Raw genomic sequence first — 17,348 nt, 5'->3', positions numbered from 1 at the left:
AGCTTTTATAGACGCGTGGTCGGAAGGCGTCTGCGAAAATTTTCGGGGCTACCCAATGACAAAACTTTTGGGTTAAAGGTTCCCGCTTTGCTTGTCTATGGTAATCGATAACCACATAAGGAGTTAAAAAAGCAGATGACACAGGCAATTCAGTCTTCACAACGGGGAATTCAGTTAAGCGAAGCAGCATTGCGGCAAGTGAAATTATTGCAGGAAAAGCAAGGCGGCAAAGACTTGTGTTTGCGGGTAGGAGTACGTCAAGGGGGTTGCTCTGGAATGTCTTACTTGATGGACTTTGAAGACCCTAGTAAGATTACCGCAAATGACGATGTTTTTGATTATGACGGCTTTAAAATAGTTTGCGATCGCAAGAGCCTATTATATCTCTATGGCTTAATGCTTGATTATAGCGATGCCATGATTGGTGGAGGCTTTCAATTCACCAACCCCAACGCCAGCCAAACTTGCGGATGTGGTAAGTCATTTGGTGTTTAGTCAAGTGTCAATCAAGTGCCCATTGTCAAGTGTTCACAGTTGTAAAAACGCTTCAAACAGCGCGTCTATACATTTAGTTTATTGACCATTGACAATTGACCATTGACAATTGACCATTGACAATTGACCATTGACCAATTCACTATGACTCAAACAGTTGAATCCTTGTTTGATACAGGTTTAGAACGCTATAAAGCTGGGGAATCACCAGAGACTTTGATTCCTGTTTTTAAAGAGGTTTGCGATCGCGCTCCTAAAAGTAGTGCTGCTTGGACTTGTTTAGCGTGGCTGTATCTTTTGGATAATAAACCCAACTCTGCTTTCAAGGCTGCACAAAAAGCAGTAAAGTTAAATCCACAAGATCCACAGGCAAGAGTAAATCTCGCTGTTGCCATGTTGGAAACAAATCAAAAAGGCTTACGCCAACATATTGATGCTGCTAATCAATTATTGACCCTTAGCCCCGAATGGCAACAGGAAATCAAAGACAGCATTGAAGATGGTTTTAAGAGAAAACCGGATTGGCAGAGTTTGGCAAAAGTCAAAAATTGGTTATTTGAAAATTAGGAGTATTGTTGTTTGTTGGCTGTTGATTGTTGGTTGTTCCAAACAACAAACAACCAACAACTACCAACATTATTCATTTTGAGCTTATGAAAGAGAAATTTTTAAGTTGGCTTAACCTAATTTTAGTAGTCGATGTCTTTCTTGTTCTGTTTGGTTTTGGGTGGTTAGCGATCGCAGTGATTGGGAAAGCATCAGGAGTACCCTTAGGCTTAGATTTATGGTACAAACTCTGGCAACCTGTTTTTAACCCAGCAATTGGAATCCTGATGGGTGGTGCAATTCTCAGTGGTATCATCAATTGGATTTCCCGAAAGTTCCAATCTAGTTAATGGTTAGTGGATAGTAGTTAGTAGTTAGTAGTTAATAGGATCACAAACAACCAACAACTAATTATTTCAAAATTGTTTCTAGAGCTGGTTGTAAATCAGGATATTGAAATTCAAATCCACTTTCAAGGGTGCGTTTAGGAAGAACTTGTTGTCCCTCTAAAACTACTACAGCTCCCTCTCCCAGAAGAGCTTCAATTGCAAAGTCGGGAACAGGTAACCAAGAAGGACGATGCATGACTTTGCCCATAGTTGTAGATAGTTCTGACATGCGGACAGGATGAGGAGCTGTAGCATTATATACACCAGACATTTCTGGTTTAGTTAAAGCTTGGATAATCAAGTTAACTAAATCATCAATGTGAATCCAGGAAAACCATTGTTTGCCGCTACCAATAGGCCCGCCAGCAAACAGCTTGAAAGGTGTAATCATTTTACCCAAGGCTCCACCCAGACCTAAAACAATACCGAATCGGAGAATTACTAATCTAACACCCGCTTGTGTCACTTTTGTTGCTTCCGCTTCCCAAGCTTGACAAACTTGGGCGAGAAAATCATTACCAGATGGACTTGTTTCGTCGAAAGTAGCAGTTTCGCTAGTGCCGTAGTAACCTATAGCAGAGGCGTTAACTAGAACACTAGGTTGAGGATCAGCCTTAGCTATTGCCTCCACTATTTTTTGAGTCGTCAGTTTACGGCTGTTGAGAATTTCTTGTTTTCGTTCTGGTGTCCACCGTCCTTCACCTATGGGTTCGCCAGTCAAATTAACAACACCATCGCAAGAAGCGATCGCCTCTTGCCAAGTACCAGATACAGTTGGTGTATAAGCAACAATTTCTACATTAGAGAAAGCTTTGTTGGGAAAAACCTTTTGAGCATGGGCGATGTTACGAGTTAATACCAATACCCGATGGCCATCTTTGTGAAGCTGTTCTACCAAGCGACTACCGACAAATCCTGTTGCACCACTTACTGCTACTTTCATAAGTTAACCTCTATCAAATCTTATATTAAAGTTTTTTATTGCACCTGGAAATATAAGTTGGCGGCTAGTGGCCTGTGTCATTAATTATGAGAGGTTGGTAATGAGCAAGTTATCGCTCAATTTTCACGAACTTTCACGACTTATCAAAATTAATGACATGAACTACTAGTATCAAGCACTTCCTTAATGAATCTATAACTACTTGTGTTTAAGACGGTTCGATATTATAGGATGGACTGAGTGTTACAAGCCTTGGGTCTATTATGGCTCGCTATACCTGTTTGTTCATTCTTTCTATTCCCATTCACCATCTCCAGCCGCTACTTGTAGAACTGCTACAAGACTGCAACTTAGATGTGCAGTACTCTACATTGGATTACATCATGGCACGTGAGATTGTCGGTACCGTTTCCTACTCAAAAATGGTGACAGTAGAAATATTTATTGATAAAAGCACAGCCACCGAAACAGAAACTCGAATGAGCATTGTGATTAAAAACCAAGAACTACCACTCCAGCTAGATAATCATTGTCGGCAGGTGTTTGAGTATATCAAGCAGGCAATTGAAGAAAGCCGCCATTGGCATCTGATTGAAAGCTTAGCAGGATAAGATACAAATGCTTACAGCAAGGGCGTCTGCTAAAGCTAGCTTTGTGCCAATCTAGCTTAGAGCATAACGCCACAGAAAATATTACCAATGAACTTTTTAGTCTTCCAAATCGTCGGTCATACCGGGGTTGATAAGTGTAATGTCATATTCACTAACATCAGCCTGACCAGGGGGCATTGTATCACGTTTTAACAGGTAATAAATGGCACGTACCTGCGGTCCAAAAACAACTTCATCTTCATTTTTAAGGTCATGGGCTGCGAGTTTGCGCCCATTAATCATCAGACCATTAGAACTGGGCTTGCCTTTAGCGTCACCATCAACAATTCGATAATAATAACTTTTGCTATTATCATCTCTGGGCAACCTTACTAAGGTAGCGTGACGACGCGAGACAAATTGTGAGACTAAACGGATATCACATTCTCGGTCTCGACCAATGGAATAAATAGGACGCTCTAGAGTAAACTCCTTACGTCCTTGATCGTCTTCCACGATCAGTATATGGCTTTCATGGTTTTCTGCTGCCATTGACAAATCGTTACTAAAATCAGTTGAAGTCTTATGAATTAAGAATTGTTTAGAATTGTTTTCTGCCATTTTCTAAACCAGAGTCTCTAGTACTGCATATTTATGACTAAGAGTAAAACTATACTGTACTGTTTTACTCTTAGTATCTACAGTGGCATCTACTGGCGCTCTGGGAAAAGAGTCAATGACTTTGTGAGATTTTTTAAACAGTGGCTTATTGATTTAGTTTAACCTGAGACAGGCAGAACAGATATTCACTCTTTTGAAATATATCAGAGCAAATATTCTACTAGTGTAGTGTGGCAAAAATAACTACACAGATAAAATAAGCTAAAAAGCTTGATTTACAAGCTTCGTAGCTTTCTGCCTTCTTGTATTAACTATGAGAAAACCGCCGCAGCATTAGGGAATTGGTAACAACACTAACCGAGCTAAAAGCCATTAGAGCCGCAGCGCCAGCAGGACTAAGAACAAAATGTAGACTGGGCAATAATATACCAGCTGCCAAAGGAATTCCTAACGTGTTGTAGGCAAAAGCCCAAAATAAATTTTGGCGAATTTTGTTGAAAGTGGCACGACTGAGTTGAATTGATGTGACTACATCGCTTAAACAGTTCCGCATCAAAACAATATCAGCTGTTTCAATCGCTACATCTGTAGCTGTGTGTAAGGCAATACCAATATCGGCTTGAGACAAAGCCGGAGCATCGTTGATGCCATCTCCTACCATTGCGACTACAGATTTTGGCTCGGTCCTTGTTTCTATTTCTCTGTTTTGAAGAGATTGTATTACCTCTGCTTTCTTGGCTGGAGGTACAGCCGCCATGACATCGGCAGTATCTAATCCCAGTTGGTTAGCTATAGCGAAAGCTGCTGTTGGCGTATCACCACTGAGGAGCATAACTCGCAGTCCCATATGACGCAACTTGTCTACAGCTGCTTTCGCATCTGGTCTGAGGGTATCTTGAATAGCAATAAGTCCTGCAACTGCTCCTGCAATTGCCATTAACACAACAGTTTTACCATCCTCTGCTAATTTCTGTACCTGCTTGTGTACATTTTCATCAATGACGATTCCGTGCCAACTCAACCAATCGCAATTTCCTAACAGTACTAAATTGCCTTCAACTACAGCAGAAACACCAAGTCCCGGTTCTGTGTGAAAGTCAGTAGCTGGTAGAATAGTTAACTGTTGCTGCTGTGCTTGATTGTGAATTGCTGTCGCCAGAGGATGACAAGTACCCCTTTCTACGGCGGCGGCGAGTTGTAATAAGTATTGGGGATTAGGGATTGAGGATTGGTGATCGGGAGGAGACGCGGAGAATCTATCAAAATTATTCTCTGTGTCCCCACCTCCTCCTTGTCCTCCAAGTCGTCCCTCCAGCACAACACAATCTGTCACTGTAGGATTACCACTAGTCAGCGTGCCTGTTTTATCAAAAACGATGGTATCCAACTGATGGACTTTTTCTAAAACATCACCGCCTTTGATTAATAGACCTCGTTCAGCAGCGATCGCAGTTCCTACGAGAATCGCTGTGGGTGTGGCTAGTCCTAAAGCGCAGGGACAAGCTACCACCATGACTGCAATGGCTAACTTTAAGCTTACCAACAACGGAGAGTGATGAGTAGGTATCGATACACCATAATAGTGGTGGGCTATATTCATGCCAGCCCAGATGGTAACATCGTGCCAAACATGAGTGCCAATAAAGTACCAAAACAAAAATGTCAACACAGCTGCTGCTAGTACACCGTAGGTAAAGTATCCTGCGACTGTATCTGCTAATTTCTGTACGGGTGCTTTTCTAATTTGTGCCGCTTCCACTAGAGCAACAATTTGTGCCAAAGTGGTATCGTTGCCAGTGCGAGTCGCTTCAATGGCGATCGCTCCGGATTGGTTGAGTGTTCCAGCTGTGACCGTATCTCCTTTTTGCTTGAGTACTGGTACAGCTTCTCCAGTCAGCATTGACTCATCAATGGTTGTTTGACCATCGATCACTACACCATCTACTGGTATTTTGTCTCCTGGGAGAACTTGTAACCATTCGCCTACACGTACTTGTTCGGCAGGAACTTCGATCACCTCGGTAAGAGAAGGTTGTAAAGATGCACCATCTCTGGTCTCTACACTCCGTTTCGGGATCAATCTTGCTAACTGGGGCTGGAGGTCAAGCAAGTTTTTAAAGGCAGCGGTAACTCGACCTCTGGCTTGTTTTTCTAAAGTTCGTCCCAATAAGATAAAGCCCAACATCATTACAGGCTCATCAAAGAAGCACTCCCAGCCAAGCTGGGGAAACAGCAGAGCAACCAAACTCGCTGTGTAGGCAATCAGTGTTCCCAAGCCGACGAGAGTATTCATATTGGGTGCTAGCCGTCGCCAGCTTACCCAGCCATCTATCAAAATCGAACGGCCAGGAATTAGTAGCGCTACCGTTGCTAATCCACAGTGAAACCAGATGTTATGCAAAACAGGCAGTACAAAGCCACCACTATTGCCAAAATGTCCGATTCCTGACAACAGCAGCAGCAATGCTGCAATAATCAACTGCCTACGTGCAGACTGAATCTCTCGGCGCTGTCGTTCTGCTGGGTCAGATTTGCCTTGGTTTTTATCCGCGACTTTCCCACTTGCTTGCCTGGGTTGAGACGGAAATCCAGCCGCTGTCAATTGCTGTGCTAGTGCATCTGCGTCTACCACACTAGTTTCTAACTCTACGACAGCAATCTCTGTTGCCAGATTGACACTGGCGCTCTTCACTCCAGGATATTGAAACAGTTGGCGTTCTACAGCCTTTACACAGCCACCACATTTCATACCCCCCACATCTAAGATGATTTTCTCTGTTGTCGGAGTTGGTTCTGGGGAAAGGTTAGTTTTTGGGACAAGTTGCATGGAATAGTGTTTAATTTTGTTACGAACCTAGAAGTACGCTAAGACGTACCTCTATTTCGAGAGTAGGCGAAATTCGCAACAATGACAGAATGTCAATAATATGAAGTTTTGTTAAGTAGAGGAGGCAGTGCGTTGCGGGGGTCTCCCCCCAACCTCACTACTGTGACGACCCCAAAGCAAAGCGTTGTAGTACCTGCCGTGCATACAGCTGTACACCCCTCAATATGTATCAGGATTTTTGTGAAAAGGTATCAGTCGACTCTCTACGATTCCAGCGCAGATATGTCGAATAGATGATGACAAACAACTGTGTTGGCATCAAGGCTACCTGACTTCTTAAAAAAGGATTGATCTCTAAATGGGATAAGGTAGTAAAATATACCAATCCCAACAAAGCAAAAAACACTAAAGATATATATTTACGCTTGAAAATTAACATATTGGTAGAAGGGAGAAGGCACAGGGGGTGTGAGGGGATGGAAGATGGGGAGATGGGAAGATGGGGAGTCAATAATAAATCAACCACTAACCACTAACTACTAACCATAAACAAACAACCAACTAAAACCAGCCTTGTTTGTTAACAAAGTAGGTATCAACAAATTGGTTATAGGATTTGTTTAGGTAGATCATTCCTTCTATCAAACCCACAAGCTGCATAATGAATAGGGTTAAACCGTAAGTAAAATAACCTCCCACTAAAGAAATCATGAGCATGATAAATCCTTCTGTGGTATAACCCAGAACAAACTTATGAATTCCAAGACCTCCTAGCATAATGCCACTATACCCAGCTAATAGTTGTTTAGTGGCATGACTGGGGTTGAGTTTTGCCATATGAGTACTGCTCCTTTATTAGTAATGTATAAAATTGAAATTCTATATTTTTAACAAGAAGTAAATCTACTGACTATCCTGTTTACATTATTTTACTTTTGATTCAGTATAAATATTGAAAAAGTAAATATGTTGAACTGACGTTACTTGTGAGGTCAAGTAACGCTATGTTTTGAAGATATAGTGTTCAGAAATTTTCTGAAACTAGATATCTCCAGAAAACTATTTTGAATAAAAATAAAAACCGCTACATAGATATAGATAGTATTGAATTCTAAGCCAGAAACCTCTGTGTTACAGGATTAATGGCAAACACATTGTGTCATAATACTTTATACACATCCGACAGTATCATTTCCGGATTTTTTATTGTCACGGTAAATAATTAAAGATACTGACTTAGAGTAAATTAGACACCGTATTTCAGCGGCTTTTTACAGATGGTTTTCTAAGTTTAGCCAGGCAAATAGCTACAAACTAAATTTTGTAAATTTTCCGTAATCATTTAATTGAAAACGGAAATGTAAAAGTTAATATTCCTGGACAGAAACTGTCAATAAGCAATAGTCATCCATTAATGGCTAATTTGTTATTTATTTAACTAAATTGCTTGAGTTTTTATTAGCTATGTATTTTCTCTCAAGCTAGCATTTTTTTATCCTGAATATCAACATACTGTTGGTAGATTTTTGTGACGAAGGGGATTAGGGATCAGGGATTGGGCATTGGTGTTTCTTTTCTCCTGTTTCCCTATTCCCCGATCCCCGGTTCCTTTAATTACTACCACTACCAAGGATAAATAAGCTAAGTAGAGTGCCACTGTTCCAGAGGCTGTGGAGGACCATGGGGGCAAGGAGATTACGCGATCGCGTGTAAACTACCCCTAAGACAATTCCCAAGGCGAATAGTGGTAAAACTTCCGATAAACTCAAATGAGCGATCGCGAACAAAAAGCTACTGGCGATAATTGCCCACCATACGGACATATAACGAGTCAGAGAAGGTAACAGAAAACCGCGAAATAGGAATTCTTCAAACAAAGGAGCAGCGATCGCAGCAGTCAAGAAAAATATACCCAAAGCCAGAGAATCTTGACTTTCCAAGGCTAACTGCAACAGAGGATTACTACCACCTTGTCCTTGCCATATTTGTTGATTAATCAAAGATACCACAACTACCACAGGCAAAGCCGCACAGTAACCACCAAATCCCCACAAAAACCACTTACCCCGTAAATTTAAGCGAAACCAGTCAGAGTCTAGTGGTAAAAAACGTTTAATAGATAAATAAAGTACAGATATCGCACCCGATGCCACTAATATGTAACTTAAGAATACATAGAATGCTTGCAGGCGTAGATTTTGGGCAGGACGGGGGATAGGAAGTAGGGATAAAATTATGGGGATCAATACTTGTCCCATAAAGAAAAAGCCGACGACAAATACTTGCAAAATCGTTTCACCATCCCAAGGTACTGACCAACCCGTATCAGCATTTTGTCCCAATAAACTAGCTTTACCTTTAACAACACGTTGACCAATTAGAAAAATCAGCAATCCTACACCCACAAAAGCTCCTAGTGCTGGAATAGTACCAATAATCGCCAATTTCACAAAAGCTTGTTCCGCAGCTTCTTGTTGTGCTGTTTTAAGGTTGGCTAGAACTTCTTGACGTTGTTGGAGTTGGTAGAGTTGAGTCAAAGCAGTATAACGAAACCAACCATCTAAATTATCTTGAATCAGTTGTTGAGCATTGGGAAGCAAACGAGGCGGACTACTCCACATTCCACTCAACGCCGTAGCAGTTTCGCGCAATTCCGGTTTTATTTGGGAATTTTGCTGTAATTGCTGCCAAGTTTTCAAGGCTGTATCTGTTTGTTTTTGCTGTGCTTGTAACATTCCCAAGCGCAAATCGATCTCAGCAATTGATTTTTGCAGTTGCTCAATTGTTTTTTGTAATTGTTTTTGCTGTATTGAACGAGAAGTATTAGTTGCAGGAGGAATTTCTGGTTGGGGTTTAGGAGTTGTGGGAGTTGTAACAGGTTCGGAACTTAAGTTTGCCAGCAGTTTTCTAGCTTTTTCTAAATTAATTTCAGCCGATTTCCGTGCTTCTTGATACTGCTTAGTGGCGGTTTCTAGGGGTTTTTCACCGATGATTGCTTCTTTGGCTGCTTGAAAATCATTATCCTTGCTATCTGAGATTTGCCACTGGGAAGCTTCCAAGACAATATTTGTCTGATAAAGTTCGAGGCGAATTTGGAACTGTGGTTCTTTCCAACTGTTGAGTAAGGACGAACCTGCAACAAAAATCGCTAATAATGTTAACAAAAATAAACCCAACCGCTTAGGTGTCATTTATTCTCCTCTTGACTCATACTGAGTTGCAATTAATTCGTGTTAACTGGGGAGATACGGGGGACGCGAGCATCCATCACTACCCCATCAGTCTCTACGACTAAATACTACTTTTTTTATCAGCCATTTGGAGTGCTGCACCTAATGGGAATTTGCGATCGCTTTTTACTGTATGGTGGCTTGGTGGTAAAAAGTCATACTTTTTAAACCACGAAGACACTAAGACACAAAGGTTTATATGTTACACTACTGCTAAAGATTTATCTTTTTCCCAGGTGAGTAATTGGTCAAGTTTTCCTAATTCTGTAAAAGTTCTAGCAGCTAGCAGACTATGCAGTAAATTAATAGACATTTTTGCTGGATAAACGCTGGATAAACAAAGTCCGCCTACGCGGACTAAATTATAGTTTGAGGAGGTGTATTGCTCTCCGTCATTCATCACCAAACAAGCCGCCAAAAAAGTCAATTGTTTCTTTCAAGGCTTTGATGAATACATCAATTTCCTCACGGGTGTTGTAGAAAGAGAGACTGGCGCGTGCGGTGGCAGGAATTTTGAGATAGCGGTGTAACGGTTGGGTACAATGGTGTCCAGAACGGATGGCAATCCCTTCTGTATCTAATAATGTTGATAAGTCATTAGCATGAACTTCGGCGGCGGTGAATGCAGCTAAAGCAGCTCTACCTTCACCTTGAGTATTTGGTTTGGGCCCGTATATTCTGATTTGGGGTATTTTTTCTAATTGCTGGAATAGGTAAGCAGTTAATTCTGCTTCGTAGGTGTGGATTTTGTCCATGCCTATTTTAGTAAGATAGTCTACTGCTGCACCAAGGGCGATCGCTTCGCCAATGGCAGGTGTACCAGCTTCAAATTTATGTGGTAAATCTGCGTAGGTAGAATGGTCTAAAAACACCTCCGCAATCATCTCACCACCACCTAAAAATGGCGGCATAGCTTGCAGTAATTCCAGCTTGCCATACAAAATACCAATACCAGTGGGAGCGCACATTTTATGCCCAGAAGCCACTAACCAGTCGCAGCCAATTTGCTGCACATCAACGGGCATGTGGGGGACACTTTGGCAAGCATCAATTAATACTTTGGCTCCATATTTATGTGCGAGGGTGCAAATTTCTGCCACTGGGTTAATGCAACCCAAAGTATTAGAAACATGTACCACCGACACCAATTTTGTTTTATCCGAAAGCAGCTTTTGGAAATGTTCCAAATCCAATGTTTCTTCTGGTGTCAATTCTACAAACTTCAGTACTGCACCCGTTTTAGCGGCAACAAACTGCCAAGGAACAATATTACTGTGGTGTTCCATCACCGACAGAATAATCTCGTCTCCTGGCTGCAAATTATTCATTCCCCAACTGTAAGCAACCAAATTGATCGCCTCAGTTGCATTGCGAGTAAAAACAATTTCCTGACGTGATGCAGCATTGACGAACGCAGTAACTTTATCTCTAGCTGCTTCGTAAGCCTCTGTAGCTTTAGCACTGAGGGTATGTACGCCACGATGGACATTAGCATTGTACTGCTCGTAGTAGTCTCGGAGAGTATCGAGTACGAACAGAGGTTTTTGGGATGTCGCAGCGTTGTCAAAGTACACTAAAGGTTTGCCATTGACTTCCTGGTGTAAAATCGGGAAGTCAAGACGGACTTTATCAGCAAGGGTTCTTTCTTGGGTAAAAGTCATGTTTAAAAAGTCAAAAATCAAAAGTCAAAAGTCAAGAGGTATTGACTAAAATCGGTTGACGGTTTGCGTGAGTTTTTCACGCAGGGAAGGAACTGGTACTTGGTTAATAATTTCCGCAGCGAAGGCATGAACTAATAAACTGCGCGCACTTTCTTCATCAATACCCCGACTTTGCAGGTAGAAGATTTCATCGTCTTCCAACTGACTCACAGTCGCACCGTGAGCGCATTTAACATTATCTGCGGTAATTTCTAATTGGGGTTTGGTATCAACTCTGGCCTTAGATGATAGCAGCAAATTGCGATTCAATTGTGCCGCATCCGTTAACTGCGCTAATTTAGGAACAAAAACTTTGCCATTGAACACCGCATGAGCGCGATCGCCTACGATAGTTTTGTGCAATTGCCGACTTGTACCATAAGGATAATTCAGAGCGATCGCACTGTGAGTATCCGCCAACTGATTACCACCGATCACCGTCAAACCATTCAAATTAGTTTCCGTTTGCTCACCAGTTTGCAAAATCTCTAAATTGTGGCGCGAAACCCTACCACCCAAACTAATCGCATTACAAGTATACCGACTGTAACGCCCTTGAGTCACAGCAGTCTTCCCAACATGAAAAGCCTCCCCACTATCCCACTCAACCCGCGTGTGATTTACCTGAGCATTATCTTCCAACCAAATCTCAGTCACCGCGTTACTCAAGTAAACTTCCTTCGCGTCCTTCGCGTCTTTGCGGTTCCTATACTCTTCCACCAAACTCACCTGTGAACCACTTTCCGCCACCACCAAACAACGCGGCTGAGAAACGAACGGCTCATCACCAGCAGCAATAAACACCAAATAAATCGGTGTTTCTACCACCACATTCTTCGGAACCCAAACCACCGCCACATCATTAATACCAGCAGTATTCAGGGCCGTGAACACATCCAACGCTCCCTCAGCTTGTGCCAAATATTTCTGCACACCAAGCTGACTTGCAGCATCCAAATTGCTAACTACTACCCCCTTTGGCAACCCAGCCACCACCGATAACTCTGGTACATAGATACCATTCACAAACACCAAACGAGAGTTAGCAGCTTCCGGCAAAATATCTGGTTGTAGAGACCTTGCATGCAAGGTCTCTACATTAAATTTTACCTGCCGTAAAGCAGACAAATCAGTAAACCGCCATTCCTCATCCCGGGTAGTAGGCAAAACAGAATGACGCACCCAATTCGCCGCGCGATCGCGCACCTGTTGCAACCAACCCTCTGACTTTGATACAGTCACCCGATTTAATAACTCAGTTAAATAAGCATCCCTATCTAACAAAGTTGCAGTCAAACTAGCTGCACTTGAGTTAGGAATTGGACTGGGAGAAACTTGGATAGTCATTACACACCCACCTCAGCCGCAAATTCATCTAACAACCAGTCATAACCACGAGATTCTAACTCTAACGCCAACTCCTTACCACCAGACTTAATAATCCGTCCTTGTGCCATCACATGCACATAGTCCGGCACAATATAATTCAGCAGTCGCTGATAGTGAGTAATCATAATTGTGGCATTCTCAGGACTCGCCAATTGATTTACCCCATTCGCCACAATTTTCAGCGCATCAATATCCAAACCTGAATCTGTTTCATCCAGAATCGCCAGCTTTGGTTCCAGTAACGCCATTTGCAAAATCTCATTGCGCTTTTTCTCACCACCAGAGAAACCTTCATTCACACTCCGGTTGAGAAAAGCCGAGTCCATTTTCACAACTTCCAGCTTTTCCTCCACCAAATCGTCAAAATCAAAAGCATCGATTTCTTCCAAACCCTGCGCCTTCCGCTTGGAATTATACGCCACCCGCAAAAAATCTAAATTGCTGACCCCTGGAATCTCCAAAGGATACTGAAAAGCCAAAAATATCCCACTTCTAGCCCGTTCTTCCGGTTCCATTTCCAGCAAATTCTGTCCCTGGAAAATCACCTCACCGCCAGTCACTGCATACGCCGGATGTCCAGCCAACACCTTAGAAAAGGTACTTTTACCAGAACCATTTGGCCCCATAATCGCATGAATCTCACCCAAACGCACTTCCAGATTCACACCCTTGAGAATTGGTGTTCCATCAACTTCAGCCGTCAAGTCTCTTACCGACAGCACAACTTCGCTATTTTCAATAATCATGCTTCTCTCTCTTCTGTCTCTTCCTTCTTCGCGCCCTTCGCGCCTTCGCGGTTCAATAATATTTTTTAACCACGAAGACACAAAGAACACAAAGATAAATCATCTAGATTACCCAACACTACCTTCCAACTTCAAACTCAATAGCTTATCAGCTTCCACAGCAAATTCCATCGGCAGGTTATTAAACACATCCTTACAGAAGCCGCTAATCATCATCTTTAGCGCATCTTCTGTGGAAATACCTCGCTGTGCAAAGTAAAATAACTGGTCTTCCCCAATCTTGGAAGTAGAAGCTTCATGCTCTACTTTAGCAGTATTGTTTTGTACCTGGATGTAAGGGAAAGTATTAGCATGGGCATTATCCCCAATCAACATGGAGTCGCACTGGGAGTAGTTTCTAGCTTTTTCTGCCTTCGGGTTAATTTTTACCAAACCCCGGTAACTGTTACTAGAATTACCAGCGGAGATACCTTTAGAAATAATTGTGCTGCGGGTATTTTTCCCAATGTGAATCATTTTTGTACCGGTATCGGCTTGCTGCATATTGTTAGTCAGCGCTACCGAATAAAATTCACCCACGGAGTTATCACCCACCAGTACGCAGCTAGGGTATTTCCAGGTAATGGCAGAACCAGTTTCTACTTGTGTCCAAGAAATTTTGGAATTAACACCTTGACATAAACCGCGCTTGGTGACGAAGTTGTAAATACCACCTCTGCCTTTTTCATCGCCGGCGTACCAGTTTTGGACGGTGGAGTATTTAATTTCGGCATTGTCAAGGGCAATAAGTTCGACAACCGCAGCATGTAGCTGGTTGCTGTCGTACATTGGTGCTGTACAGCCTTCGAGGTAGGAAACATAGCTGTCTTCTTCAGCGACAATTAATGTCCGCTCAAATTGCCCGGTTTCACCATTGTTAATCCGGAAGTAGGTGGACAGTTCCATCGGACATTTGACGCCTTTGGGAATGTAGACGAAGGAACCATCGCTAAATACCGCTGAATTGAGAGCAGCAAAATAGTTATCGGCAATGGGAACGACGCTACCCAGGTACTTCTTGACTAATTCTGGGTGTTCCTGTAATGCTTCGGAAATAGAGCAGAAGATCACCCCTTCTTTTGCCAGTTTTTCTTTGAAGGTGGTGGCGACTGAGACGCTATCAAAAATAGCGTCTACGGCGACGTTCGCCAGTCGCTTTTGTTCTGACAGAGGAATGCCCAACTTTTCAAAGGTTTCTAGAAGGGTAGGATCTACTTCTTCTAAGCTTTTCTTTTTGGCTTGTTGCTTGGGGGCTGAGTAGTAAATTATATTTTGATAGTCGATTGGTGGGTATTTAACGTTAGGCCAAGTTGGTTCTGTCATTTTTTGCCACTGGCGATAAGCTCTGAGGCGAAACTCCAGCATGAATTCTGGCTCGTTTTTCTTGGCAGAGATCATGCGGATGATATCCTCGTTTAGTCCCCGAGGAATTGTGTCTGCCTCGATGTTGGTGACGAAGCCGTACTTGTAGGGTTGATTTACTAGGGTTTTAACAGTGGCACTCATGGATGATTTTCTCTTGTGTTCGCAACTCTATACTCTTTAAGGATGGAGAGGGATTTTTGACCAATTCCCAACTCGTGTTACCGAATGGTCACACGACTGTTACAATAGGGATAACTACTAAAACAACAGTTATGTTGTTTAACACATCTTCATTTTACGCTAGATTAACAACAATATTGTTGTCAAAGTGAAATTTAATCATGATTTTTTGGGACGATGATGGTGACTACCCAGCAGTCCTCAACCAAGCAAGATATCCTAGAATATCTAGTTAAGCACGCTCAAGCTACGGCAGTTGAACTGGCCGCAGCTTTAGATATTAGCCCACAAGCGATTCGTCGCCATCTCAAGGATTTAGAGGCGGAAGATTTAATTGTGTATTCTTCGGTGCAGGCGGGAATGGGGCGACCGCAGCACGTTTATAAGTTAAGTAGTAAAGGACGCGATCGCTTACGAAGAGAAGCGGCTGATAGTTATGGAGAGTTTGCCGTTTCTTTGTTAGATACGGTAGCCCAAACGGTTGGACACGACCAAGTCAGCAGTATTTTAAGAAAACAGTGGGAGCGTAAAGCACAAGAATATCGCGATCGCCTGGGTAATGGCTCTTTACACCAAAGGGTAGAAACTCTGGTGGAACTCAGGAAAGCAGAGGGTTACATGGCGGAGTACCACCCCATAGACTCTAATGAGCCAGGAAGTGGCGATTGCTTTATTTTAATGGAGCATAACTGTGCTATTTCTAACCTTGCAGAGTCTTTCCCCAGTATCTGTGGGCATGAGTTAGAAATGTTTGCTGCTGTTTTACCAGACTGTACGGTAGAACGTACTCACTGGATTATTAATGGTGAGCATCGTTGTGGCTACTTAGTGCAAGCGAGAAAAGTCAGATCATAAGAAATATATATAGCTTTTCATATTTAGTGTATTTCAAAGATAATGGTCAATTGGTAATTTGTTTAACGGAAAACCAAATATCTTGTTAACTCTTAGTTAATGGTTATTGACTACTAAAAGAGTACCAATTACCAACTACTAAATGCCTATTTATGAATTCACTACCCCAACAACCATCAGAGCAATTTTTAACTTTAGAAGAGTCAGCAAAAGTAGATGCTGCTTTGTTGTCTTCCTCAGAAAAGTTTTTATCTCGATTGACTATTTCATCATTAAAACTCTTGAAGCATATCGCCCAAGAATACAGTGTTTCTATGGAAGATTTGACAACAGAGCAAGTAATCGCCTGGTTTGAAAAAGATGGCAAAATTAGGCGAGAACAAGGTGTAGAAGCTTCATACTTAAAATGGTAAATGGTTGATAGTTCTTTGCTGTTAGTTGTCTGTGTAACAACTAACAACTCTTAACTACCAACCTTCAACTACTAACTACTAACTTTATGTGTAATTTGCTTGAGTGCGAGGACTACGAGCGCCGACAGCGGCTCCGATCATAGCAGCAATTAAACCTAGTAAAGAGCCGAATACAAACCACCATAACCCTGAGCGTAAATTTGCTGCAATTTCACGAGCTTGCTGGGCAGTAGGAGTGTTTTGTGGTACATTAACACCACCTTGCTGTTGCAACTGATTAATTACTTCTCCTGCATTAGAAGCTGCTACACCAAAAGCACCAGTTACACCGCTTGCTAGTAACCAAGAACTAACTGCTAAAGTTGTTGCCCAGAGAATTGCACCGTTGAGAAGGGCTGTATTACGGTTCATAGGGCCACAGGCGCGGGTTGTCACCCAACCACCAGTGAAAAGGGATATTAATAAGGCTATAGTTGACCAAATACCGACATTACCAGCAACATTAGGTGTTATTGTTCTTGGTCTACCAGAAGCTTCAATACTACCTGCTCCGAGGGCAGCAATTATAGCGCTTAAAATTAACTGAGTTGCTATGGCTACTAATAGACCAGAAATAATCGGTCCCCAACGGACGCGATCGTGGTAATCAACTACTGGTGCAACTGCAACAGGTTCATTAATAACTTCACCAGCAGGACGATTTACATAGGACATAAACTCATTTCTCCTGAATAAAATTTTAAGGTTTTTCTGCTATTTTGATAGTTATCTTCAAATTAAATTGCTATCTCTTGTTTTTAATATCTATCAATAGAAGGAGTTAATATGTCTACCTTGGGTATTAAGTTTATTTCACAGGTATATATATTATTATGTGAGATTTTTATTAAAATAAGTATCAACATGAGCCAGCCTCAGTTCCTAAATCTGTAAAAATAAATTTTTAAATATTAATAAATATATACGTTATTCAAATACGTAGCTGTTATGAATTATTCCTAATAGCAGGCAAAGAGCTGT

The 17,348-nt window shown here is 42.0% G+C and carries 16 protein-coding genes; 6 read left to right on the top strand and 10 right to left on the bottom strand.

Going from position 1 to position 17,348, the window contains the following annotated elements; translation table 11 throughout:
- Window positions 1–135: 135 nt before the first annotated feature.
- The 3 genes from NIES592_RS01965 (at window position 136) to NIES592_RS01955 (ending at window position 1,391) form a co-directional block, all read left to right on the top strand.
- Complete coding sequence (locus tag NIES592_RS01965; RefSeq protein ID WP_073554765.1) at window positions 136–495, top strand: HesB/IscA family protein; 360 nt, start codon at window positions 136–138, stop codon at window positions 493–495.
- 144 nt (window positions 496–639) lie between these two features.
- A complete protein-coding gene (locus NIES592_RS01960) occupies window positions 640–1,062 on the top strand; it encodes a tetratricopeptide repeat protein (protein ID WP_016871171.1) in 423 nt (140 codons plus the stop codon).
- Window positions 1,063–1,148: 86 nt separating this feature from the next.
- Window positions 1,149–1,391, top strand: coding sequence for a hypothetical protein (locus NIES592_RS01955; protein WP_062250785.1), 243 nt, complete (start codon window positions 1,149–1,151; stop codon window positions 1,389–1,391).
- A gap of 61 nt (window positions 1,392–1,452) precedes the next feature.
- Here the strand turns inward: NIES592_RS01955 and thyD are convergent, their stop codons facing one another.
- Window positions 1,453–2,373, bottom strand: coding sequence for a thylakoid membrane protein ThyD (gene thyD / locus NIES592_RS01950; protein WP_062249125.1), 921 nt, complete (start codon window positions 2,371–2,373; stop codon window positions 1,453–1,455).
- A 263-nt stretch (window positions 2,374–2,636) separates the two neighbouring features.
- On the opposite strand from thyD, the gene NIES592_RS01945 reads away from it, so the two are divergent.
- The gene (locus tag NIES592_RS01945) at window positions 2,637–2,984 is read left to right on the top strand and encodes a hypothetical protein (RefSeq protein WP_062249127.1); all 348 of its coding nucleotides are present in this window, start codon (window positions 2,637–2,639) and stop codon (window positions 2,982–2,984) included.
- A gap of 96 nt (window positions 2,985–3,080) precedes the next feature.
- Here the strand turns inward: NIES592_RS01945 and NIES592_RS01940 are convergent, their stop codons facing one another.
- The 8 genes from NIES592_RS01940 to sufB form a co-directional block, all read right to left on the bottom strand.
- The gene (locus NIES592_RS01940) at window positions 3,081–3,584 is read right to left on the bottom strand and encodes an FHA domain-containing protein (protein WP_009458262.1); all 504 of its coding nucleotides are present in this window, start codon (window positions 3,582–3,584) and stop codon (window positions 3,081–3,083) included.
- Window positions 3,585–3,891: 307 nt separating this feature from the next.
- A complete protein-coding gene (locus tag NIES592_RS01935; RefSeq protein ID WP_073554764.1) occupies window positions 3,892–6,411 on the bottom strand; it encodes a heavy metal translocating P-type ATPase in 2,520 nt (839 codons plus the stop codon).
- 561 nt (window positions 6,412–6,972) lie between these two features.
- Window positions 6,973–7,248 carry a TM2 domain-containing protein gene (locus NIES592_RS01925; RefSeq protein WP_009458259.1) on the bottom strand — a complete coding sequence of 92 codons (276 nt, stop codon included), beginning with the start codon at window positions 7,246–7,248 and terminating at the stop codon, window positions 6,973–6,975.
- A gap of 773 nt (window positions 7,249–8,021) precedes the next feature.
- A complete protein-coding gene (locus tag NIES592_RS01920; RefSeq protein ID WP_073554763.1) occupies window positions 8,022–9,602 on the bottom strand; it encodes a CPBP family intramembrane glutamic endopeptidase in 1,581 nt (526 codons plus the stop codon).
- A gap of 431 nt (window positions 9,603–10,033) precedes the next feature.
- Window positions 10,034–11,302: a cysteine desulfurase gene (locus tag NIES592_RS01910; RefSeq protein ID WP_062249137.1), complete on the bottom strand. Its 1,269-nt coding sequence runs from the start codon at window positions 11,300–11,302 to the stop codon at window positions 10,034–10,036.
- A gap of 45 nt (window positions 11,303–11,347) precedes the next feature.
- Window positions 11,348–12,688 (bottom strand): Fe-S cluster assembly protein SufD, encoded by a 1,341-nt coding sequence (gene sufD / locus NIES592_RS01905; protein WP_073554762.1) that lies wholly within the window; start codon window positions 12,686–12,688, stop codon window positions 11,348–11,350.
- Window positions 12,688–13,476 carry a Fe-S cluster assembly ATPase SufC gene (gene sufC, locus NIES592_RS01900; protein ID WP_062249141.1) on the bottom strand — a complete coding sequence of 263 codons (789 nt, stop codon included), beginning with the start codon at window positions 13,474–13,476 and terminating at the stop codon, window positions 12,688–12,690. Before sufC ends, sufD begins: the two co-directional genes overlap by 1 nt.
- 108 nt (window positions 13,477–13,584) lie before the next feature.
- Window positions 13,585–15,021 (bottom strand): Fe-S cluster assembly protein SufB, encoded by a 1,437-nt coding sequence (sufB, locus tag NIES592_RS01895; RefSeq protein ID WP_073554761.1) that lies wholly within the window; start codon window positions 15,019–15,021, stop codon window positions 13,585–13,587.
- Between the two features lie 219 nt (window positions 15,022–15,240).
- Here sufB and sufR point away from each other — a divergent pair, with 219 nt between their 5' ends.
- On the top strand, window positions 15,241–15,915 hold the full coding sequence (gene sufR, locus NIES592_RS01890; RefSeq protein ID WP_073554760.1) for an iron-sulfur cluster biosynthesis transcriptional regulator SufR: 675 nt from the start codon (window positions 15,241–15,243) through the stop codon (window positions 15,913–15,915).
- 152 nt (window positions 15,916–16,067) lie between these two features.
- Window positions 16,068–16,328, top strand: a complete 261-nt coding sequence (locus tag NIES592_RS01885; RefSeq protein ID WP_009458252.1) for a hypothetical protein — start codon at window positions 16,068–16,070, stop codon at window positions 16,326–16,328.
- An 84-nt stretch (window positions 16,329–16,412) separates the two neighbouring features.
- On the opposite strand, the gene NIES592_RS01880 is transcribed toward NIES592_RS01885, so the two are convergent.
- Entirely contained in the window at window positions 16,413–17,042 is a 630-nt protein-coding gene (locus NIES592_RS01880) for a hypothetical protein (RefSeq protein WP_073554759.1), read from the bottom strand.
- Between the last annotated feature and the right edge of the window lie 306 nt (window positions 17,043–17,348).

Source organism: Fischerella major NIES-592, assembly GCF_001904645.1.
Lineage (GTDB): Bacteria > Cyanobacteriota > Cyanobacteriia > Cyanobacteriales > Nostocaceae > Fischerella > Fischerella thermalis.
Note: the sequence above shows the minus strand (reverse complement) of the source record. Positions and strands in the feature narration are given on the sequence as shown.